Source organism: Streptomyces sp. NPDC025784 (genome assembly GCF_055558435.1).
The window spans coordinates 164,549-185,965 of record NZ_JBVHMN010000009.1; the positions used below are offsets into that span (position 1 = coordinate 164,549).

General features: G+C 72.0%; 16 protein-coding genes. 12 read left to right on the forward strand and 4 right to left on the reverse strand.

The annotated features are described in order from the left end of the window. Window positions 1-193 precede the first annotated feature (193 nt). Both ACZ4IF_RS21595 and ACZ4IF_RS21600 read right to left on the reverse strand, forming a co-directional pair. Window positions 194-967, reverse strand: coding sequence for a hypothetical protein (locus ACZ4IF_RS21595; RefSeq protein WP_345657665.1), 774 nt, complete (start codon window positions 965-967; stop codon window positions 194-196). 135 nt (window positions 968-1,102) lie between these two features. Further along, on the reverse strand, window positions 1,103-2,776 hold the full coding sequence (locus tag ACZ4IF_RS21600; protein WP_467565050.1) for a PucR family transcriptional regulator: 1,674 nt from the start codon (window positions 2,774-2,776) through the stop codon (window positions 1,103-1,105). Between the two features lie 403 nt (window positions 2,777-3,179). Between ACZ4IF_RS21600 and ACZ4IF_RS21605 the strand changes: the two genes are divergently transcribed. The 6 genes from ACZ4IF_RS21605 (at window position 3,180) to ACZ4IF_RS21630 (ending at window position 11,378) form a co-directional block, all read left to right on the forward strand. Then, complete coding sequence (locus ACZ4IF_RS21605; RefSeq protein ID WP_467565052.1) at window positions 3,180-4,070, forward strand: FAD binding domain-containing protein; 891 nt, start codon at window positions 3,180-3,182, stop codon at window positions 4,068-4,070. Then, the gene (locus tag ACZ4IF_RS21610) at window positions 4,070-4,678 is read left to right on the forward strand and encodes a (2Fe-2S)-binding protein (RefSeq protein ID WP_467565054.1); all 609 of its coding nucleotides are present in this window, start codon (window positions 4,070-4,072) and stop codon (window positions 4,676-4,678) included. Before ACZ4IF_RS21605 ends, ACZ4IF_RS21610 begins: the two co-directional genes overlap by 1 nt. Window positions 4,679-4,682: 4 nt before the next feature. Beyond that, the gene (locus ACZ4IF_RS21615) at window positions 4,683-7,076 is read left to right on the forward strand and encodes a xanthine dehydrogenase family protein molybdopterin-binding subunit (protein ID WP_467565056.1); all 2,394 of its coding nucleotides are present in this window, start codon (window positions 4,683-4,685) and stop codon (window positions 7,074-7,076) included. Window positions 7,077-7,345: 269 nt separating this feature from the next. Further along, window positions 7,346-8,803, forward strand: a complete 1,458-nt coding sequence (locus tag ACZ4IF_RS21620) for an NCS2 family permease (RefSeq protein WP_467565058.1) — start codon at window positions 7,346-7,348, stop codon at window positions 8,801-8,803. Window positions 8,804-8,847: 44 nt separating this feature from the next. After that, window positions 8,848-9,999 carry an XdhC family protein gene (locus ACZ4IF_RS21625; RefSeq protein WP_467565060.1) on the forward strand — a complete coding sequence of 384 codons (1,152 nt, stop codon included), beginning with the start codon at window positions 8,848-8,850 and terminating at the stop codon, window positions 9,997-9,999. Between the two features lie 197 nt (window positions 10,000-10,196). Continuing rightward, complete coding sequence (locus tag ACZ4IF_RS21630; RefSeq protein ID WP_467565062.1) at window positions 10,197-11,378, forward strand: glycoside hydrolase family 6 protein; 1,182 nt, start codon at window positions 10,197-10,199, stop codon at window positions 11,376-11,378. A gap of 228 nt (window positions 11,379-11,606) precedes the next feature. On the opposite strand, the gene ACZ4IF_RS21635 is transcribed toward ACZ4IF_RS21630, so the two are convergent. Then, window positions 11,607-12,095, reverse strand: coding sequence for an SRPBCC family protein (locus tag ACZ4IF_RS21635; protein WP_467565064.1), 489 nt, complete (start codon window positions 12,093-12,095; stop codon window positions 11,607-11,609). Between the two features lie 126 nt (window positions 12,096-12,221). Between ACZ4IF_RS21635 and ACZ4IF_RS21640 the strand changes: the two genes are divergently transcribed. The 3 genes from ACZ4IF_RS21640 to ACZ4IF_RS21650 all read left to right on the forward strand — a co-directional run bounded on the left by ACZ4IF_RS21640 (window position 12,222) and on the right by ACZ4IF_RS21650 (window position 15,064). After that, entirely contained in the window at window positions 12,222-13,232 is a 1,011-nt protein-coding gene (locus ACZ4IF_RS21640; RefSeq protein ID WP_467565065.1) for a DUF2278 family protein, read from the forward strand. A 248-nt stretch (window positions 13,233-13,480) separates the two neighbouring features. Continuing rightward, the gene (locus tag ACZ4IF_RS21645) at window positions 13,481-13,669 is read left to right on the forward strand and encodes a hypothetical protein (RefSeq protein WP_467565067.1); all 189 of its coding nucleotides are present in this window, start codon (window positions 13,481-13,483) and stop codon (window positions 13,667-13,669) included. A gap of 180 nt (window positions 13,670-13,849) precedes the next feature. Then, complete coding sequence (locus tag ACZ4IF_RS21650) at window positions 13,850-15,064, forward strand: cytochrome P450 family protein (protein ID WP_467565069.1); 1,215 nt, start codon at window positions 13,850-13,852, stop codon at window positions 15,062-15,064. A gap of 167 nt (window positions 15,065-15,231) precedes the next feature. Here the strand turns inward: ACZ4IF_RS21650 and ACZ4IF_RS21655 are convergent, their stop codons facing one another. Then, entirely contained in the window at window positions 15,232-15,999 is a 768-nt protein-coding gene (locus ACZ4IF_RS21655) for a polysaccharide deacetylase family protein (RefSeq protein ID WP_467565331.1), read from the reverse strand. A 373-nt stretch (window positions 16,000-16,372) separates the two neighbouring features. Between ACZ4IF_RS21655 and ACZ4IF_RS21660 the strand changes: the two genes are divergently transcribed. The 3 genes from ACZ4IF_RS21660 (at window position 16,373) to ACZ4IF_RS21670 (ending at window position 21,287) form a co-directional block, all read left to right on the forward strand. Next, window positions 16,373-18,049: an NAD(P)/FAD-dependent oxidoreductase gene (locus ACZ4IF_RS21660; protein ID WP_467565071.1), complete on the forward strand. Its 1,677-nt coding sequence runs from the start codon at window positions 16,373-16,375 to the stop codon at window positions 18,047-18,049. 129 nt (window positions 18,050-18,178) lie between these two features. Continuing rightward, entirely contained in the window at window positions 18,179-19,855 is a 1,677-nt protein-coding gene (locus tag ACZ4IF_RS21665; RefSeq protein WP_467565073.1) for an NAD(P)/FAD-dependent oxidoreductase, read from the forward strand. Between the two features lie 211 nt (window positions 19,856-20,066). After that, on the forward strand, window positions 20,067-21,287 hold the full coding sequence (locus ACZ4IF_RS21670) for an MFS transporter (RefSeq protein WP_467565075.1): 1,221 nt from the start codon (window positions 20,067-20,069) through the stop codon (window positions 21,285-21,287). The last annotated feature ends 130 nt before the right edge of the window (window positions 21,288-21,417 follow it).

Sequence of the window (21,417 nt, forward strand, 5' to 3'; positions counted from 1 at the left end):
GATCGGGCGAACACGGCGACGGGCGCCCCGGCCGGCTGCCCGCACCCGGAGCCTGCCGACCCGCGGACGCGCGCCCAGCGGCCCCGTGTGCCGGGCCGCGCCCGGATCGGGCGGGCCCGCCGGCGGGCGGGTCCGGCCGTCTCTCGTCCCGGCCCCCCGGAGCGGGCGGACCCGCTGCCGAGGACGCCGGTGGTCAGGCCGTGGCCGCCGGCGGGGCCAGTTGGCGGGCCAGCCAGGTCGGGACGCCGCCGAGCAGACGGAACAGGCGGCCCGCCTCCGCGCGCAGACGGGACGCCTCCGGTTCGGCCTCGGCGTCCGCCAGTGACGCCAGCGCGGGGGCCGTGCCCACGAGGTAGCCCAACTCCTCGCGGATCCGCAGTGATTCGGCGAATCCGTGCCGCGCCTCGGCCAACTCGCCGTCCCGCAGGGCGAGTCCGGCCAGATGCCGCCAGGTGAAGGAGAGCAGCAGCGGATCGTCGTGGGCCACCGCGCCCGCGTGCGCGCGCCGGTAGGCGGCGCGGGCGGCCTGCGGGGAGCGTGCGAGGTTCTCGGCGAGCAGTCCGCGCCGGAAGTCCAGCAGGGCCCGGCCCCGGGCCCCGGGCGCGAGCAGCGCGGCGGCCCGGCCGAGCGCGGCCCGCGCCTCGTCCGCCCGGTCGCGCACGCCGAGCAGAGTCGCCGCGTACGCGAGCTGCCCCCGCTCACAGGCCGCCGCGCCGCGCTCGTCGTCGCTCTGCGCGACCGCTTCCGCGGTCCGCAGCGCGTCCTCCGCCTCGGCCCAGCCCTGTTCGGTGTACAGGCACCGTTCGACGAGCAGCGACGCCCGCTGGAGCGCCGCCTCCGCGGTGTGCGGCTGGAGCAGCGCGGCCGCGTCGGCCCAGCAGGCTCTCGAGCGCAGCCGCCATACCGCGGTCTGGAGTGGATCGTCCCCTGCAGTCGTTCCGTGACCAGACATGGCGGTATGCGCCACGTTGCCCTCCCCGAGCACACCATTGAGCTGTTGAGTGGTGGCATCTCAGCACGGATCGCGGGGCCCGGCCAAGAGGGTGGGTGAAGGATTTCACAAAGTCATAGGTGTTCGGCCGCCGCTCGCGGGCGCCGCGTGTCAGCTCATGCGCAGTGCCAGGAAGAAGTCCAACTTGTCCTCCAGGCGTGACAGATCACGACTCGTCAACTGTTCGATCCGGCCGACGCGGTAGCGCAGCGTGTTGACGTGCAGGTGCAGACGGGTGGCGCAACGCGTCCAGGAACCGTCGCAGTCCAGGAACGCCTCCAGGGTGGGGATCAGCTCGGCGCGGTGCCTGCGGTCGTAGTCCCGCAGCGGGTCCAGGAGCCGGGCCGTGAAGGCGCGGCGCACGTCGTCCGGCACGAAGGGCAGCAGGAGCACGTGCGAGGCCAGCTCCTGGTGTCCGGCCGCGCAGACCCGGCCGGGGCGCGCGGCGGCGACCCTGCGGGCGTGCCGGGCCTCCTCCAGCGCCCCGCGCAGACCCTCCGCCGAGTGCACGGCGGCGCTGACGCCGAGGGTGAGCCGTCCGTCGTCGTCGAGCCCGGCGGACAGCGGGTCCCGCACCGCCTCCAGGAGCGAGTCGGCGAGCAGTCCCTCCTCGGAGCCGTCGTGCTCCGCGGACACCGCCGGGAGCGGGACGAGCGCGATGGCCTCATCGCCCGTATGGGCGACCGCTATCCGGTCGGAGTGCTCGGGGCCGGCGGACAGCGGGTCGACGAGGATCTCCTCCAGCAGCGACTGGGCGACCGGACCGCCCTCGATCTCGCCGCCCTCCCACTCGACGCGCGCCACGACCACCTGCCAGTGCGGGGCGGCGCCGAGGCCGGGCAGCAGGACCGGTGCCGCGACCCGCAGCCGCGCCGCGATCTCGGCCGGCGCCGCCCCCGTCTGCACCAGCTCCAGCACCTCCTGTGCGAGCCGCCGCCGGACCGTGCGCGCCGCGTCGCGCCGGTCCCGCTCCACCGCGATCAGCTGGGTGACCCCCTGGAGCAGGTCGAGCCGCTCCTCGGGCCAGTCCCCGGCGTCCGCCTCGACGGCGAGCAGCCAGTCGGAGAGCACGGTCTCGCGCACGTCCCGCGAGGCGCCGGAGGCCCGCCCGGACGCGCGGATCGGGAAGAGCGAGTACGTGGCCGTGCCGACCGTCACCCGGTGCGGGCCGCGGCGGCCGGTGCGGGCCGCGGCCAGGTGCTCGGCGGCCAGCTGGGCGCACACGTCGGCCGCCAGGGCCGCCCCCGCGACCTTCGATCCGGCGATGGCCCGCCCGGTGGGCGACAGGACCCAGGCCCGCAGGTCCAGGTCGCTGCCGAGCAGGTCGAGGACCACGTCGGGGCCGCCGCCGGCCGGCCCGGACGTCATCATCCGCCGGTGCCGGTCCACCACGGCCGCCAGGTCCCCGGCCCGCTCGCCCGAGACCTGGCGCACGACGTGCTCGGTGATCGTCGCGAAGGCCACCGACTCGTTCACCGCGAACAGCGGCAGCCGGTGCCGGGCGCAGGCCAGGATCAGGTCGTCCGGCACGTCGCCCAGCTCCGCCTCACCGGCGGCGAGGGCGGCGACTCCGGCGCCGGCGAGGATGCGTACGAAGGACTCGGAGTCGGCGGCGCCGTGCCGCCAGGCGAGGCCGGTGAGGACCAGCTCGCCGCCCGAGAGGTACCGGCTGGGGTCCTTGAGGTCCGTGGTCATCACGCCGCGCACCGCGCGGTCCAGCTCGTCCTCGCCGCCGAGCAGCCGCAGGCCCAGCGCGTCGGTGTCCAGCAGTGCGCGCAGCCGCATTCTCGTCGCCGCCGTTCTGTGTCTCGAAATCTACGATGGTTCTGTGACGAGGACCCCTGTGGGTCGCCCCCTCGGGAGTGGGGGCACGGGTCCTCAGGACGGTGGCCGGGGCCCCCGTGTGGCCGTGTCCTGGGCTTTCGTGAGCGGTGCTCCTTGATCCCCAGGTCGTGCCGGATGTTTCCAGAGGAAAGCGAAGAGGTTACTGATGACCTCCGTTCATACGAATCTACAAGATGAGCTCCCTGGCCAGCCAACTCCTTCATGGTTTCGGTGACTGACCCCGGTGCGGGACGGCGCTGTGTACTGGCCCCACTCCGCGTTAACAACTCATGAACGAGCCGGGCCCGCCGCACACGATCTGGCTTGAACAGAACGACCCACGATACGAAGAAGAGAGCCACTCATGGACTTCCTTCGCCCCGCCAGCTGGGAGGAGGCGCTCGCCGCCAAGGCTGAGCACCCCACCGCTGTGCCGATTGCGGGTGGCACCGATGTGATGGTCGAGATCAACTTCGACCACCGTCGGCCCGAGTACCTCCTGGATCTCAACCGCATCGGCGAGCTGAGCGAGTGGGAGGTCGGCGAGGAGAGCGTGCGCCTGGGCGCCTCCGTTCCGTACACCCAGATCATGGAGAACCTGCGCGGCGAGCTTCCCGGCCTGGCGCTGGCCTCCCACACGGTGGCCTCCCCGCAGATCCGCAACCGCGGCGGCGTCGGCGGCAACCTCGGCACCGCCTCCCCGGCCGGCGACGCCCACCCCGCCCTCCTCGCCGCCGGCGCCGAGGTCGAGGTCGAGTCGGTACGCGGCTCCCGCCTCATCCCGATCGACGAGTTCTACACCGGCGTGAAGCGCAACGCGCTCGCCGCCGACGAACTGATCCGCGCCGTCCACGTCAAGAAGGCCGACGGACCCCAGCAGTACTCGAAGGTCGGCACCCGCAACGCCATGGTCATCGCGGTGTGCGCCTTCGGCCTCGCCCTGCACCCGCAGACCCGCACCGTCCGCACCGGCATCGGCTCCGCGGCACCGACCCCGGTCCGCGCGAAGACCGCCGAGGACTTCCTGAACGCGGCGCTCGAAGAGGGCGGCTTCTGGGACAACGGAAAGATCATCACCCCGTCGGTCGCCAAGCAGTTCGCGGACCTGTGCTCCGCCGCCTGCAACCCGATCGACGACGTCCGGGGCACGGCGAGCTACCGCCGTCACGCGGTCGGCATCATGGCCCGCCGCACCCTGACCTGGACCTGGGAGTCGTACCGCGGCACCGCCGCCGCCACGGAGGGAGTCGCGTAATGCGCGTCAATTTCACGGTCAACGGCCGTCCACAGGAGGCCGACGACGTCTGGGAGGGCGAGTCGCTCCTCTACGTCCTGCGCGAGCGCCTGGGCCTGCCCGGCTCCAAGAACGCCTGTGAGCAGGGCGAGTGCGGTTCCTGCACGGTCCGCCTCGACGGTGTGCCGGTGTGTTCGTGTCTGGTCGCCGCCGGCCAGGTCGAGGGCCGCGAGGTCGTCACGGTCGAGGGGCTCGCCGACTTCGCCAAGCAGCGTGCGGCCCACGGTGGTTGCGCGACCGGCGCCTGCGGATCCGCCGAGCGGGCCGGGACGTCGCTCGACGCGGCGAAGCAGTGGGCGGCCAAGGGCCACGACTCGCAGACCGGTGAGGGCGTCGAACTCTCGCCCGTCCAGGAGGCGTTCATCGACGCCGGTGCCGTCCAGTGCGGCTTCTGCACCCCGGGCCTGCTGGTCGCCGCCGACGAGATGCTGGAGCGCAACCCGAACCCGAGCGACGCGGACATCCGCGAGGCGCTGTCGGGCAACCTGTGCCGCTGCACGGGCTACGAGAAGATCATGGACGCCGTCCGGCTCGCCGCCGCGCGCCAGTCCGAGCCCGAGGGGGTCTGACGCCATGGCCGACACACGTACCACCGGCATTCCGTCCAAGGTGACCCAGGGGTCGAAGACCAAGGGCGGCATCGGGGAGTCCACCCTCCGCCCGGACGGCACCCTCAAGGTCACCGGCGAGTTCGCCTACTCGTCCGACATGTGGCACGAGGACATGCTGTGGGGGCAGATCCTGCGCTCCACGGTCGCCCACGCCGAGATCGTGTCGATCGACACCTCCGAGGCCCTCGCACAGCCCGGCGTCTACGCCGTCATGACGTACGACGACCTGCCGACCGCCGTGAAGAACTACGGTCTGGAGATCCAGGACACCCCGGTCCTCGCGCACGGCAGGGTCCGCCACCACGGCGAGCCCGTCGCGATCGTCGCCGCCGACCACCCGGAGACCGCGCGCCGCGCCGCCGCGAAGATCAAGGTCGAGTACCGCGAACTGCCCGTCGTCACGGACGAGGCGTCCGCGACCGCGCCCGACGCGATCCTCATCCACGAGAACCGCGACGACCACCACATCGGCCACGTCCCGCACCCGAACATCGTGCACCGTCAGCCGATCGTCCGCGGCAACGCCGACGAGGCCGCCGAGAAGGCCGACTTCGTCGTCAAGGGCGAGTACACCTTCGGCATGCAGGACCAGGCCTTCCTCGGCCCGGAGTCCGGCCTCGCGGTGCCGGGCGAGGACGGCGGCGTCGACCTGTACATCGCCACCCAGTGGCTCCACTCCGACCTGCGCCAGATCGCCCCGGTCCTCGGCCTGCCGGAGGACAAGGTCCGGATGACGCTCTCCGGCGTCGGCGGCGCCTTCGGTGGCCGCGAGGACCTGTCGATGCAGATCCACGCCTGCCTGCTGGCGCTGCGCACCGGCAAGCCCGTCAAGATCGTCTACAACCGCTTCGAGTCCTTCTTCGGACACGTCCACCGGCACCCGGCGAAGCTGTACTACGAGCACGGCGCCACCAAGGACGGCAAGCTCACGCACATGAAGTGCAGGATCGTCCTGGACGGCGGCGCCTACGCGTCGGCCTCCCCGGCGGTCGTCGGCAACGCCTCCTCGCTGAGCGTCGGCCCGTACGTGATCGACGACGTCGACATCGAGGCCATCGCGCTCTACACCAACAACCCGCCCTGCGGCGCCATGCGCGGCTTCGGCGCGGTGCAGGCGTGCTTCGCCTACGAGGCCCAGATGGACAAGCTCGCCGACGCGGTGGGCATGGACCGGGTCGAGTTCCGGCAGCTCAACGCCATGGAACAGGGCACGATCATGCCGACCGGGCAGCCGGTCGACTCGCCGGCCCCCGTCGCCGAACTGCTGCGCCGCGTCAAGGCGATGCCGCTGCCGCCCGAGCGCCAGTGGGAGAGCTCCGAGGGCGCCGACGTACGGCAGCTGCCCGGCGGCCTGTCCAACACCACGCACGGCGAGGGCGTCGTCCGCGGCATCGGCTACGCGGTCGGCATCAAGAACGTCGGCTTCTCCGAGGGCTTCGACGACTACTCGACCGCGAAGGTCCGCATGGAGGTGGTGGGCGGCGCGCCCGTCGCCACGGTCCACACCGCGATGGCCGAGGTCGGCCAGGGCGGCGTCACGGTCCACGCGCAGATCGCCCGCACCGAGCTGGGCGTCACCCAGGTGACCATCCACCCCGCCGACACACAGGTGGGCAGCGCCGGTTCGACGTCCGCGTCGCGCCAGACGTACGTCACCGGCGGCGCCGTCAAGAACTCCTGCGAGCTGGTGCGCGAGAAGGTCCTGGAGCTCGGCCGGCGCAAGTTCGGCACCTACCACCCCGCGTGGGCGACGGCCGAACTCCTCCTGGAGGGCGGCAAGGTCGTCACCGACGGCGGCGAGGTCCTCGCCGATCTGGCCGACGTGCTCGAAGGCGAGGCCGTCGAGGTCGAGGCCGAGTGGCGGCACCGTCCCACGGAGGCGTTCGACCTGCGTACCGGTCAGGGATCCGGGCACGTCCAGTACTCGTTCGCCGCGCACCGCGCCGTCGTCGAGGTGGACACCGAGCTCGGCCTGGTCAAGGTCGTCGAACTGGCCTGCGCCCAGGACGTCGGCAAGGCCCTCAACCCGCTGTCCGTCGTCGGCCAGATCCAGGGTGGCACCACCCAGGGCCTCGGCGTGGCGGTCATGGAGGAGATCATCGTCGACCCGAAGACCGCGAAGGTGCGCAACCCCTCCTTCACGGACTACCTGATCCCCACCATCCTCGACACGCCGACCATCCCCGTCGACGTGCTCGAACTCGCCGACGACCACGCCCCGTACGGGCTCCGTGGCATCGGCGAGGCCCCGACCCTGTCGTCCACCCCGGCCGTCCTCGCGGCGATCCGGAACGCGACGGGTCTGGAGCTCGACCGGACGCCGGTACGCCCCGAGCACCTCACGGGCACCGCGTAGGCACCGGGCAGGACTCTCCGGGCGGCGCAGGGAACGTCACACTTCGTCGCGCCGCCCGGAGTACTCAAGCGCCGCACCGCTCGCGGAACTTGAACCATCGGAAAGTGATCATCGTCAGTACCAGCAGCAGATCCTGATCGTTCGTCTCGGGCCGTCCCCCGGGTCGTGCGGCCGAAGCACCTTCCCAAATCCCACAGCCGCACGAGCGGTTGATCAGCCGTCAGGGCGGCTGTCTCGGGTGCCCCTTTGAACCTTGGGAGTAGGCCCACATGACCCAGCAGTCTCTGGAGCCGAAGACCGTCGCGGAGGACGCGGGCGCGGGTAGCCGCGTCCCGGCCGGACGGTCCTGGCTCGACCGGTACTTCCACATATCCCAGCGGGAGAGCTCGATCGCGCGCGAGGTGCGCGGCGGCGTCACCACCTTCATGGCGATGGCGTACATCCTGTTGCTCAACCCCCTCATCCTGTCCGGCAAGGACGCGGCGGGGGACACGCTCGGCCAGAAGGCCCTGATCACCGCGACCGCGTTCGCGGCGGCCTTCACCACGCTCCTGATGGGGTTCGTCGGCAAGGTGCCGCTCGCCCTCGCCGCCGGACTCTCCGTCTCCGGAGTGCTCTCCTCGCAGGTCGCCCCGCAGATGACCTGGCCGCAGGCCATGGGCATGTGTGTGATGTACGGTGCCGTGATCATGCTCCTGGTCGTCACCGGCCTGCGCGAGATGATCATGAATGCGATCCCGTTGGCGCTGAAGCACGCGATCACCATGGGCATCGGCCTCTTCATCGCCCTCATCGGCCTGGTGAAGGCCGGCTTCGTGCACCAGGGCAAGTCGACCCCGGTGACCCTCGGCCCGACCGGTGAACTCGCCGGCTGGCCGGTCCTGCTCTTCGCGGCGACCCTGCTCGCGATCTTCATGCTCCAGGCGCGCGGCATCCCCGGCGCGATCCTGATCGGCATCGTCGGCGGCACCGTGGTCGCCGTGGTCCTCAACGCGGCCGGTGTCATCGACCCCGAGCAGTGGGCCAGCGGCGCCCCCGAACTGCACGGCAGCGCCGTCTCGATGCCGGACTTCTCGCTCTTCGGCAAGGTCGAGTTCGGCGGCTGGGGCGAAGTGGGCGCGATGACGGTCGGCATGATCGTCTTCACCCTCGTGCTCGCCGGGTTCTTCGACGCGATGGCCACCATCATCGGCGTCGGCACCGAGGCCAAGCTCGCCGACGCGCAGGGCCGGATGCCGGGCCTGTCCAAGGCCCTGTTCATCGACGGCGCGGGCGGCGCGGTCGGCGGTGTCGCCGGCGCCTCCGGCCAGACCGTCTTCGTCGAATCGGCGACCGGCGTCGGCGAGGGCGCCCGCACGGGCCTCTCCTCCGTCGTCACCGGCCTGTTCTTCGCGGCCTGCCTGTTCTTCACCCCGCTCACGGCGATCGTCCCCGGCGAGGTCGCCGCGGCGGCCCTGGTCGTCATCGGCGCCATGATGATGATGAACGCCCGCCACGTGGACTGGGCCGACCGCGCCACCGCGATCCCGGTCTTCCTGACCGTCGTGATCATGCCCTTCACGTACTCGATCACCGCGGGAGTCGCGGCCGGCGTCATCTCGTACGTCGCCATCAAGGTCGCCCAGGGCAAGGCCCGGGAGATCGGGGCGTTCATGTGGGGTCTGACGGTGATCTTCTTCGTCTACTTCGCCCTCAACCCGATCGAAAGCTGGATGGGCGTCCACTGACGCCCGGCCACCCACCACGCAACCGCTGACAAGGAGACCGAGAGATGCTGGACATCGCCGAAGAGCTGCACCGGTGGGTCGAGCAGGGACGCGATTTCGCCGTCGCCACCGTCGTGGCCGTCGGCGGCAGCGCGCCCCGCCGGCCGGGCGCCGCACTCGCGGTCGACTCCGACGGCACGGCGATCGGCTCGGTCTCCGGCGGTTGCGTGGAGGGCGCGGTCTACGAACTGTGCCGACAGGCCCTGGAGGACGGCGAGACCGTCCTCGAACGCTTCGGCTACAGCGACGACGAGGCCTTCGCGGTCGGCCTGACCTGCGGCGGCATCATCGACATCCTGGTCACCCCGGTCCGCGCCGGCGACGCCGCCCGGCCGGTGCTGGCGGACGCGCTGGCCGCCGCCGCGGGCGGGCGGGCGGCAGCGCTGGCACGCGTCGTCTCCGGGCCCGCGGAACTGCTGGGCCGCGCCCTCCTCGTACGCCCCGACGGCTCCCACGAGGGCGGCTTCGGAGCCCACCCCGAACTCGACCGCACCGTGGTGGGGGAGGCCGCCGCCCTCCTGGACGCGGGGCGCACCGGCACCGTGGAGATCGGGGCGGAGGGCTCCCGCTGCGGAGCGCCGCTCACCGTGCTCGTCGAGTCCTCGGTGCCGCCGCCCCGCATGATCGTCTTCGGGGCGATCGACTTCGCCTCGGCCCTCGTCCGCATCGGCAAGTTCCTGGGCTACCGGGTGACGGTGTGCGACGCCCGCCCGGTCTTCGCGACGGCCACCCGCTTCCCCGATGCGGACGAGATCGTCGTCGAATGGCCCCACAGGTACCTGGAGGGCACCGAGACCGACTCCAGGACGGTGCTGTGCGTGCTGACCCACGACGCCAAGTTCGACGTACCGCTGCTCCGGCTCGCCCTGCGGCTGCCGGTGGCGTACGTCGGCGCGATGGGGTCGCGCCGCACCCATCTGGAGCGCAACGACCGGCTGCGCGAAGTCGGCGTCACCGAACCGGAGCTGGCGCGGCTGAGGTCGCCGATCGGTCTGGATCTCGGCGCCCGCACGCCCGAGGAGACGGCCCTGTCCATCGCCTCGGAGATCGTCGCCGACCGGCGTGGCGGCAGCGGCATCTCGCTGACCGGCGCGCACACTCCGATCCACCACGACGCGGGGTCGGTGCCCGCGGAGCGGATCGGGTCGGTGGCCTGACCCGCCGTCGCGGCAGGCCATCGCCCGGCGGAGCGGCAGCCCGCCGGTGACCGGAGCCCTGTCCCGCTCAGGCCCGTCGCCCCGCGCGACGGGCCTTTCTCGTGCAGGCGTATTGACGCGAGCATGGCCTTCGATGACGCTCATGGGAGCGCTCCCGCAAGTCCCTCGTGACCGTTGCGCATCAGGAGTGAACCCCTATGAGACGTGCGCCCACCTGGCTCGCCGCCCTCTCGCTCGGGCTGACGGCCCTGTTCGCCGCCCCGGCCGCGCAGGCCGCCGACTCCGCCGGGCCGGCCGGCCGCGGCCCCTCCCTGTACGTACCCGACGCCAACCCGCAGGCGTACCGGCAGGCCTACGAACTCGCCCGCGAGGGCAGGTTCCTGGACGCGGCGGGCATTCTGGCCATGGTCGACACGCCCCAGGCCGTCTGGTTCGGCGACCAGACGCCCGCCCAGGTGGAGCGCATGGTCCGCCAGGTCGTCCGGGACGCCGACGAGGACGACGCCGTCCCCGTGCTCGCGCTCTACAACATCCCCGGCCGCGACTGCTCCAACTACTCCGCGGGCGGGGCCGCCGACACCGCCGAGTACAAGGAGTGGATCGACGCCGTGGCGCGGGGGATCGGCAGCCGCGACGCGATGGTCACCCTGGAACCCGACGCCCTCGCGCTGCTGCCGTCGGACTGCGGCCAGGACGACGCGCAGGGCACGAAGACCGCCGCGCGGTACCTGGAGGTCAACTACGCGGTGGACCGTCTGGAGCCGCTGCGCGGAACCCGCGTCTACCTCGACACCGGACATCCCGGCTGGCACACCGTCGACTCCATCGTGCCGCGTCTGATCAAGGGCGGTGTCGAGCACGCGTCCGGCTTCTACACCAACGCCTCGAACTACAACACCGACGACGCCAACTCCTGGTACGGCAAGCTGATCTCCTCGTGCATCGCCTACGTGGGCGCGGGCGGCGACGTCGCCGCCTGCCCCAACCAGTGGTGGCCGCGGGCGGACGCGCAGTCCTGGCTCGACGCGAACGTGCACACGCCCCCGTCCCGGATGACGCACTTCGTCACCGACTCCAGCCGCAACGGGCAGGGTCCCTGGACACCACCGGCCGGCACCTATCCGGACCCGCAGGACTGGTGCAATCCGCCGGACCGCGGTCTGGGCGCCCGGCCCACCCTGCGCACGGGCGACCCGTTGCAGGACGCCCGGCTGTGGATCAAGACGCCGGGCGAGTCGGACGGGCTGTGCCTGCGCGGTACGCCGGGACCTGAGGATCCGGAGCGCGGGACGGTCGACCCCAAGGCGGGCGACTGGTTCCCCGAACAGGCCCTGGAACTGGTGCGGTTCGCCAACCCGCCGGTCCTGCCGCGGAGCTGAGCCTTCGGCGTGAACCCCTGGTCCTGCCCGCCCACGGCCTGAACGGCTCACGCCCATGGCCTGAACGGCTCACGCCCAGGGCTTGAGCGGCTCAGGCTCAGGGCTTGAGCGGCTCAGGCTCAGGGCTTGAGCGGCTCAGGTCGTCCGGTCCGCTTGTCCGGTCCGCTTGTCCGGTCCTCCCGTCCGGTCCTCCCGTCCGGTCAGTCCGTTCCCAGAGGCGCGGGCGCCTCAATCGGTCCGCAGCAGTCCGTCGACCGCCCGCCCGAACATCCAGCGAGCCGTCCGGTGCAGCGGGCGGTCGGCCGCCCCGGGCAGCCATCGCACGCTCAGGTCCTCCCGCCACACCACCCGGGAGCCGGCGGCGGGGTGGTCCGGTGCCCGCACCGGGCCGGGCGCCCCCGGCTGCTCCCGGGAGGCCGGATGCACCTCGATCTCCGCCCATCCCGTCACGAAGGTCCCGAGCTTCACGAGCCGGCACCGTCCCGGCCGCCCCTGCGCGGGAGGCTGCCAGGTGACGACCTCCATCGGATCGTCGAACGCCAAGGGCCCCATGCCCGACCGTGCCACGAACACCGTGCCCACCCGGGTCGGCGGCGGCGTGCGCACGGTGACGCGGGTCAGCGGCACGACGGCCGCGTGTCGCGGCCAGTCGGTCAGACGGCGCCAGCTCTCCTCGACGGAGTGCGGGGCCGAGCGTTCGAACACGAAGAGAACCACGGTGTGATCGTAGGCCCCGAACGGGAGATGAATCCTTGCGCAACCACCCGAAATGGGGCGCCGTCGCCCGTACCATTCCCTCAAGGGGACGCGCAGTGCCGCCGTCCCCAGGGGGAGTTGGTCACCATGCCGCTGAAGGCGTACGGCGTACTGATCACACGGGCGGTCGACACCCGCCGGGAGGGTTCCGTCGACACCCCGCACTACCAGATCCATCTGACCGACGATCAAGGCGTCCACTACCGTGCCGCCGTCAACGTGAAGTCGCAGGAGCGGCCCTCCGAGCTGCTCTACCTCGTCGACGACGACCTGCACCACCCGGTCACCGCACGGCTGGAAGGCCTGCCGTCCGGCTGGAACGCGCTGCCGTCCGGCCCCGGCGGCCCGAATCTCGACTTCGTCCGCGGCAACCTCTTCGACCCGGCGCGGATGCGCCCGCTGCCGCCCGACGCGCAGGGCCCCGACAACGACCTGGCGGACCTGCTCGACCACTACGTCAGGCGCGCGGTGGGCGACCCGGCAGCCCGGGTGTACCTCTTCGGCGAACGCTTCGGTCCCGAGCCGGCCGTCAAGGACAAGATCTTCGGTTTCCTGCCCGGGAACGGTGTCCACGACATCCATATGAACCAGGGCAACAGCGCCCGCTTCCAGGACGACGACGGTGTCTGGCAGGACGGCGGACTGCTGATCCACTTCCCGGCCCAGTCGCGCTGGGTCGGCGTCTTCCTCGCCTTCCAGAGCCAGTCCTGGCACACGGACGACGTCACGGGGCACGCCGTCGTCCCGCCCGACGACTCCCGCCCGGAGGCCGACGACCGGCCGGTGCGCATCGTGGCGGCCCTCGTCAATCCCCGGGGCCCGGCCCCCGAGGCGGAGAACGTCACGCTGCTCAACGCCTCACCCGCACCGGTGGACCTCGCCGGCTGGCGCATCGCCGACCGCCTCGGCCACACCTGCCCGCTGCCCGCCGGGCCGCTCGCCGCCGGCGCGACGCTCCTGGTCCCCATGTCGGACGGGGCCCAACTGGGCAACAGCGGCGGCCAGATCACCCTCCTGGACGCCCAGGGCCTGAAGGTGCACGGCGTCTCGTACACGGCTCGGCAGGCGGGGCGCGAGGGGTGGACCGTCGTGTTCTGAGGGTCCCGCGGCCCGAACTCTCAACCGGGCCGCCGGGACGCTGAGTTCCTCGTCACGGAACGGCAAGAGCCGGACACCACGGATGTCACGGCGGCGGTGGAGACTCTTCGGAGAGCATCGGCGGCGACGGCGACCGAGTCGCCTTCACGGGGGCGGGCGCGGCCTCGTCGCCGCCGAGCCGATCGCCCTGGGCCGGGTGCGCCGGACATCGCGCCGCGGCTCCTCGACGTCATCCGACGGGGACGCACATGAGCGAGTACACGCCCCACACCGGCGACCTCGTCTTCGACGAGGCGACGGAGAGGATCGGCCGGATCGTCGACCACGTCGGGCCGCACTGGCAGCTCAGGCCGCCCGGTGGCGGCCGGGAGTGGGACGCCCACGGTCCGCTCCGCCCTGCCACGTCCGCCGAACGGCCGTCCCGCCCGACGGGGTGAGCCCCCTCGGATCCGGCAACTCCCGTTTATCCTTGCTCAGTTGACGTACCGACCGCACCAGGTCCGTGTGTCACTCGACCTGACGCCCCACACGACCTGCCCGCTTCCCCCGGCCCCGCCGACGCTCGTCCGAGACACCGCACCTCGACTGGTGACCCCCACCCCGAGACAGGAGCCCCCGTGCCGGAACAGCCCTACGTCATCGATCCCGCAGGCGCCGATCTCCACACGGAGGCGGACCGGCTGCGCGAGCGCGGCCCCGTCGCCCTCGTCGAACTCCCCGGCGGGATACGGGCCTGGGCCCCCACCCGGCACGCGGTCCTCAAACAACTCCTGGCCGACGAGCGGGTGTCGAAGGATCCCGAGCAGCACTGGCCGGAGTGGATCGACGGCCGGTACCGCGAGACGTGGGTCAGTCTCTGGGTCGGCGTGACCAACATGTTCACGGCGTACGGCGCCGATCACCGCAGGCTGCGCAGGCTCGTCTCGCCCGCGTTCACCAAGCGGCGCACGGACGCGCTGAGGCCCCGCGTCGAGGAGATCGCCGCCCGGCTCCTCGACCGCATGGGCGAGGTCCCCGACGGGCGGGCCGACCTCCGCTCCGCGTACGCGCACCCGCTGCCGATGGAGGTGATCTGCGAGCTGTTCGGTCTGCCCGAGGACCGGCGGGCCGACACCGCACGCCTCATCGAGGCCAACATGGACACCACGATCACCTCCGAACAGGCCATGGCCACCTATCGGGAAGTCCATGAACTGCTCGCCGGACTGGTCGCGTCGAAGCGCGAACGGCCCGGCGACGACATGACGACCGCCCTGATCGCCGCCCGCGACGAGGAGGGCTCGCAGCTCAGCGAGACCGAACTCATCGACACACTGCTCCTCGTCATCGGCGCGGGTCACGAGACGACCGTGAACCTGATCGGCAACGCGGTGCACGCGCTGCTCTCCCACCCGGACCAGCTCGCCCGCGTCCTCGCCGCGGAGATCTCCTGGAGCGAGGTCGTCGAGGAGACCCTGCGCTGGGCCCCGTCGATCGCCAACCTCCCGCTCCGGTACGCCGTCGAGGACATCGAGCTCCCCGACGGCGCGCTGATCCCGCGCGGCGACGCGATCCTGGCGACGTACGCGGCGGCCGGGCGCGACCCGCTGCTGCACGGCGAGACCGCGGGCCGCTTCGACGTCACGCGCGCCGGCAAGGAGCACCTCGCCTTCGGCCATGGCGTGCACTACTGCGTCGGCGCCCCGCTCGCCCGCCTGGAGGCGTCGATCGCACTCCCGGCGCTCTTCGCGCGTTTCCCGGACCTGCGGTTCGACGAGTCGGCGGGACCCGCTCGCCCCGCCGAGTCGTTCATCGGCCACGGCCACCGGGTGCTGCCGGTGCGCCTCGGCTGACTGCCGGCCGGGGGGCGGGCGGGTGTGCGGGCACCCGCCGGAGCCCGCACGCGTTCGGCAGCGCTCGTACGTGCTCACTTGCGCTCGCGAGTTCGTCGGCGCGTACGCGCTCAGCCGCGTGTGCGAACCCGTCGGCGCGGACGAACTCATCGGCCCGTACACGTCCCTCAGGGCCGGTACACGGTGCCGGGCTCGGCCCTCCCCGGGGCCAGTAGCTGCGGCACCGTCACGAAGACGTACCCCCGCTTCTTGAGCGCGTCGATGATCCCGGGCACCGCGGGCACGGTGCCCGGGTAGAGGTCGTGCAGCAGGATGATCCCGTCCCGGGACGACTGCTGGAGGACGCGCTTCTCTATCAGCGCCGAGTCGTTCGTCTGGTAGTCCTTGGCGGTCACGCTCCACAGGACCTCGGCGAGCCCGAGTTCGCGGCTGATCCGGTGCACCGTGTCGTTCGTCCGTCCCTGCGGCGGACGCATCAGCGTCGGCTTGCGGCCGGTGAGCCGCTCTATCGCATCGTTGGGCCGCTCCAGCTCCTCGCGTATCTGCTCCGACGAGATGCGCGTCAGGATCTTGTGGTCCCAGGTGTGGCTGGCCACCTCGTGGCCCTCGTCGGCCATGCGTTTGACCAGCTCGGGGTACTTCTCGATGTGCCGCTTGCCGAGCAGGAAGAAGGTCGCCGGGACCTGCTTCTCCTTGAGGATGTCGAGCAGCCGGGCCGAGTGCTCGCTCGGTCCGGCGTCGAAGGTCAGCGCGATGCACTTGGCCTCGCGGCAGTCGACGGTTCCGAAGCGTGCCTGCACGTCGGTCGCGGCTCCCGCGCGGGCGGTGCTCGGCGCGGTGGTGTGCACGGTCGTGCACCCCGTCAGTGGAAGGGCCAGCGCAACGGCGGCGGAGATCGCCGCGGCCGTACGGAACCTGATCCCCGGTCTTTTCATCTTCCTGGTCAGCGAAGGCATGTCGCGACTATACATGCGGTGTATACACTCGATGTATAGCCCTCTGTGCTGCGCCGATGCGTGTTCCGGGTCGCCTTCATGAGGTGCCGTGGGAGTGCTGTCGTAGGGGTTCGCCGGCGGTCGGTGGGGGTGTGCCCGCCGGGCGGTGCCCCGCTGTTCGCCGCCACCCCGTGCTCGACCGTTCCCGCTCGGGCGTGAACCGTCGCCCTTTTGTGTGCCGTTCGCCACACCTCGTCCACGCTCCGCTCGCTCCTGATGAACGGCCCGGTCCGGTGCGCCCTTTACGAATAAGTCATTCCCTGTAGAATTCTTTCCACCGAGAATTCCTGCACGCCGAGCGGCGGTGAGGCACGTGAACGTGACCGGCAAGGACAGTGCGCGCACGAGGTACGAGGTCGCCGTGATCGGCGGCGGCTTCGCGGGGTCCCTGCTCGCCGCGGTCCTGGCGCGCAACGGGGTGCGGACGCTCCTCGTCGAGGGCGGGGAGTCCCCGCGCTTCGCGGTGGGGGAGTCGATGGTCCCGTACACGGCGGCACTCGCCCGCGTGGTCGCCCGGCGCTACGGCGTGCCCGAGATCGAACACCTCACCAGCCTCGAAGGCGTACGGCGCGAGGTCTCGTCCCGCTGCGGGGTGCTGCGCAACATGGGGTTCGTCCACCACCGCCCGCACCTGCGTCAGCATCCCGGCGAGATCTACCAGGTGGTGAACCCCTCCGTCGTACCGCCCGTGCCGCATCTCTTCCGCGAGGACGTCGACGCCCATCTGCTGGGCGTCGCGCGGCGTCGCGGCGCGGACGTGCGCACCGGCCCCGGCGCACGCGTCGAAGGGCTGCGGATCGACCCGGACACAGGAGTGAGCCTGCGCACCGCGGCCGGCGAGGAGTTCACCGCGGAGTACGTGGTCGACGCGGGAGGCCGGCGCGGACCCGTGACGCAGGAACTGGGGTTGCGGGAGGAGCCGGCCCGGGCGCGTCATCACTCCCGCACGCTCTTCACCCACATGACGGGCGTGACCCCGTACGACGCGACCGTCGCCGGGCGGCTGCACGACCAGCCGAGCCCCTGGCACCAGGGCACCCTGCATCACGTCTTCGACGGAGGCTGGCTGTGGGTGATCCCCTTCGACAACCAGCCCCGGTCCACGAACAGCGTGTGCAGCGTCGGGCTCACCCTCGACGCCCGCAGGCACCCGGCCCGCGGCCTCGCGCCCCAGGAGGAGTTCGACCGGCTGGTGGCCCGGTTCCCCGACCTGGCCGAGCAGTTCCGGCACGCCGAGCCCGCCCGGCCGTGGACCGCGACGGGCCGGCTGCAGTACTCCTCGAAGCGCGTCGTCGGCGACCGCTACTGCCTGGCGTCCCACACCGCGGGTTTCGTCGACCCCCTCTACTCGCGCGGTCTCGCCCACAGTCTGGAGGTCGTCAACGCCCTGGGCCGTCGCCTGATCGACGCGGCGCGCGAGGGCGACTGGTCCACCGGGCGGTTCCAGTACGTCGAGGACCTCCAGCAGGCCCTGTTCGACGCGCACGACGACCTGGTGTACGCGTCGTTCGTCTCCTTCCGCGACTTCGAGCTCTTCAACGCCGTCGTCCGGACCTGGACGGTGAGTACCGTGCTCGGCGCGCTCGCCGTGGAGAACGCCGGCGCCGCGTACGGCAGGAGCGGCGACGACGCCGTCTTCCGCGACCTGGAGCAGACCCGGCACCCCGGATCCCCGCTTCCCGGCAGCGCGCACTACAACTCCCTCGGTTCCTTGACCCGCACCCTGTGCGAGGAGGTCGAGGCCGGCACACGCACGCCGAAGGCGGCGGCGGACGGGATCTTCGACGCCATCGGGCGGGCCGACTACCTCCCGCCGTCCCTCGGCCTGGCGGACCCGGCCGACCGGTTCTTCCACAACACCCCGGCGCGTATCGCGCGTGCCGCCCGCTGGGTGCGCACCGATGCGCCCGACGAGGTCGGCGCGCTGCTCAAGGGCGCCATGGGAGGGCTGATCCGGGAGCGGCTGCGCGGCGTGCGCCGTCCCGGGTGACCCGGCGGGTGCCTTCCGGGTCACGACCGGAAGGCACCTCCCGGGCCGCTCCGGCGGACCGGGCCGGAGCCGCGCCGTCGACGCGGACCGGCCGCTGTCCTGTCCCACCCGACGACAAGGAGACCGTACGTGAACGCAACGGGCACATCTGAGCTGGAGAGGGAGACGTACGACGTGGCGATCCTCGGATCGGGCGTCGCCGGCTCCCTCCTCGGCGCGATCCTGGCCCGGCACGGGACCAAGGTCCTTCTGCTGGACGCCGGTTCGCACCCCCGGTTCGCCATCGGCGAGTCGACGATCCCGTTCACCCTGGTGTCGCTGCGCACCCTCGCGGAGCGCTACGACGTGCCGGAGATCGCCGCGCTCGCCTCGTTCACCGACACCACCCGCACGATCGGGCCGCGTTTCGGCGTCAAACGGCACTTCGGGTTCCTGCTGCACCACGAAGGCGCGCCGCAGAACCCGCGCGAGGTCAACGAGTTCAACACCCCGCCCCAACTGCTGCACGAGGCGGCCCACTTGTTCCGCCAGGACACCGACTCCTACCTCTTCCAGGTGGCGGTCAAGTACGGGTGCAAGGCGCGCCAGAACTTCTTCGTCACCGACATCGACTTCGACGGCTCGGGCGTCACGCTGGCCGGGCGCGACGGCGAGTACCGGGCGCGCTACCTGGTGGACGCGAGCGGCTTCCGCTCCCCGGTCGCCGACAAGTTCGGGCTGCGCGAGGACCCCTGCCGGTTCCAGCACCACTCCCGCTCGATCTGGAACCACGTCGTCGATCTGACCCCCACCGACCGGCTCTTCGACCACCTCCCGGACGGCCAGCGGCCGCCGGTGCCCTGGTACGAGGGCACCGTGCACCACATGTTCGACCGCGGCTGGGCCTGGGTGATCGGTTTCAACAACAACAAGTGGTCCAAGAACCCGCTGTGCAGCGTCGGCATGACCGTCGACCCGCGGCGCTTCCCCAAGCCCGACGGGGTGAGTCCCGAGGAGGACTTCGCCCGGCTCGCCGCGCCCTTCCCGGACATCGTCCGGCAGTTCGAGGGCATGAAGGCGGTGCGGGAATGGACCTCCACGGGGCGCCTGCAGTACTCCTCGAAGCAGACCGCGGGCGACCGCTGGTTCCTGCTCTCGCACGCCGCCGGTTTCCTCGACCCGCTCTTCTCGCGCGGTCTGTCCAACACGACCGAGGCCCTGAACGTGCTGGCCTGGCGGCTGCTGCAGGCCGTCCAGGACGACGACCTCTCCGGCGAGCGGTTCGCCCCGGTCGACCGGCTCCAGCAGTCGCTGTTCGACTACAACGACTCGCTCGTGAACTCGGCCTTCATCTCCTGGTGCGACTACGACCTGTGGAGCGCGGTCTTCAGGATCTGGGCGTGGGGTGCCAACGCGGGCGTGTACCGGATGCAGAGCGCGCTCACCAAGTTCCGCAAGGACGGGCGGGACCGGCACTTCGTGGATCTGGAGGACGTTCCGTACCCCGGTCTGTACTGGCCCGACCACGACGGCTTCGCCGAGCTGTACGAGACGATGGTGAAGCAGTGCGAGGCCGTGGAGGCCGGCTCCGTGACCGCCGAGGACGCCGCCGACCTCCTGTACGAGCGGCTGCTGGCCGCCGACTTCGTGCCCAAGCACTTCGGGTACGCCGAGCGCGAGGTGCGCTTCCTGAACCCGCGGCCCAAGACCCTGCTGAAGATGCTGCGCTGGGCGGCCACGGATGCCGACCCCGTCGTCCGCCGGCTGGTCATGGAGAACGGCCGCGAGGCGGTCAAGGCGAGGCTGAAGGGGAGCAAGCTGTTCTGATGCCGCGCAGTTGCCGACGAGCCGTCAGGGTTCGTTGCGGCGCGAGGGTTTGCCGTCGAAGTCAACGTGTGTAGAATTCAATGCGTACGGAATTGGCGTGCCCCACAGGGAACCCGTTCCGGGACCCATCGTTGGCAATGGCGCTGAACGAGAGGTGCGCGGTGATGTCGGAGATCCTGACGTGGCGTGGACGGCACGGGACGGTGCGACCGTGACGGGCCGGATCCTCCCGCCGCGCGGCCCCGCCCGCACCCTCACCGGAATCACCCTGGTGCACACCATGGGCCAGGGTCTGTGGATGGCGCTGAACGCCGTCTACGCGACAGCCGTACTCGGGCTGTCCCCGGGCCAGTTCGGGCTCGGTGCCGGGGCCGCCGCCGCGGTGGCCCTGGCGCTGAGCACCCCCACCGGGCATCTCGCCGACCGGGTCGGGCCGCGTGCCGTGCAGATCTGGTCCTTCCTGGCCCTCGGGCCGCTGACCGCCGCCCTCCTGTTCGTCGACGGGTTCGGCGCCTACGTGACCGTGATGTCCGTGCAGGCGGTGGCCTACAGCGCCAGCCGGAGCGCCCGCATGGCCATGGTCGCCGGACTGGTGCCGGCCGCGGAGCGGGTCACCCTGCGCGCCCAACTACGCGCCGCCGCCAACGTCAGCGTCTCCGTCGGCGCGGGAATCGCGGGCGCCCTGCTCGCCGTCGGCACCCCGGCGGCGTACCGCGGAGCGGTCGTCCTCAACGCCCTCACCTATCTCGGCACCGGCCTGCTCACCCTGCTCCTGCCGGCCGTGCCGCCGCAGCCCGCGCGGCCGGGACCCACGCTCGTCGTCCTGCGGGACCGCCCCTACCTGGCGTTCGTCGTCCTCGACGGGCTGCTCTCCATGCACAACCTCCTCCTGGACGTCGTCCTCCCGCTCTGGGTCCTGCACCACACCCACGCGCCGCGCTGGATGATCGCGGTCATCCTGCTCACCAACACGGTCTCCGTGGTGCTGCTCCAGGTCAGAGCCGCCCGCGGCACCGACGACCCGGCGGGCGCCGCACGTGCCTCGCGCGCCGGGTCCTGGTGCCTGGGCGCCGCCTGCCTGGTCTTCGCGCTGACCGAGGGCGCACCCGCACTGCTCGCCTCGGCCCTGCTGGTCCTCGGCGCGCTGGTCCACGTCCTCGGCGAGGTCAGGCAGTCGGCGGGCAGCTGGGGCATCTCCTTCGGGCTCGCCCCGGACGACGCCCAGGGCCAGTACCAGGGCACCTACGCGATGGGCGCCGACATCGGCAGGATGGCCGCGCCCGCCCTGCTGACCTGGCTCGCCGTCGAGCACGGCACGGTGGGCTGGGTGGTGATGGCGGCCGGCTTCGCCGCGCTCGGCTCCGTCATGCCGGCAGTGGTGGCGCTGGCCCGGCGGCGCAGCAAGGAGCGCTCCGCCCCGGCCATGGTGTGAACGCCCCCCCGTCGTACGCCCCGCCGGGTGCCCGGAGCCCCGGGCCGTGCGGCACACCACGCCAGGCCCCCCTTCACTGAAGTCCCTTCCCTCGGGCGACCGGTCGAGCCGGCCGCCGCCCGCCCCATGC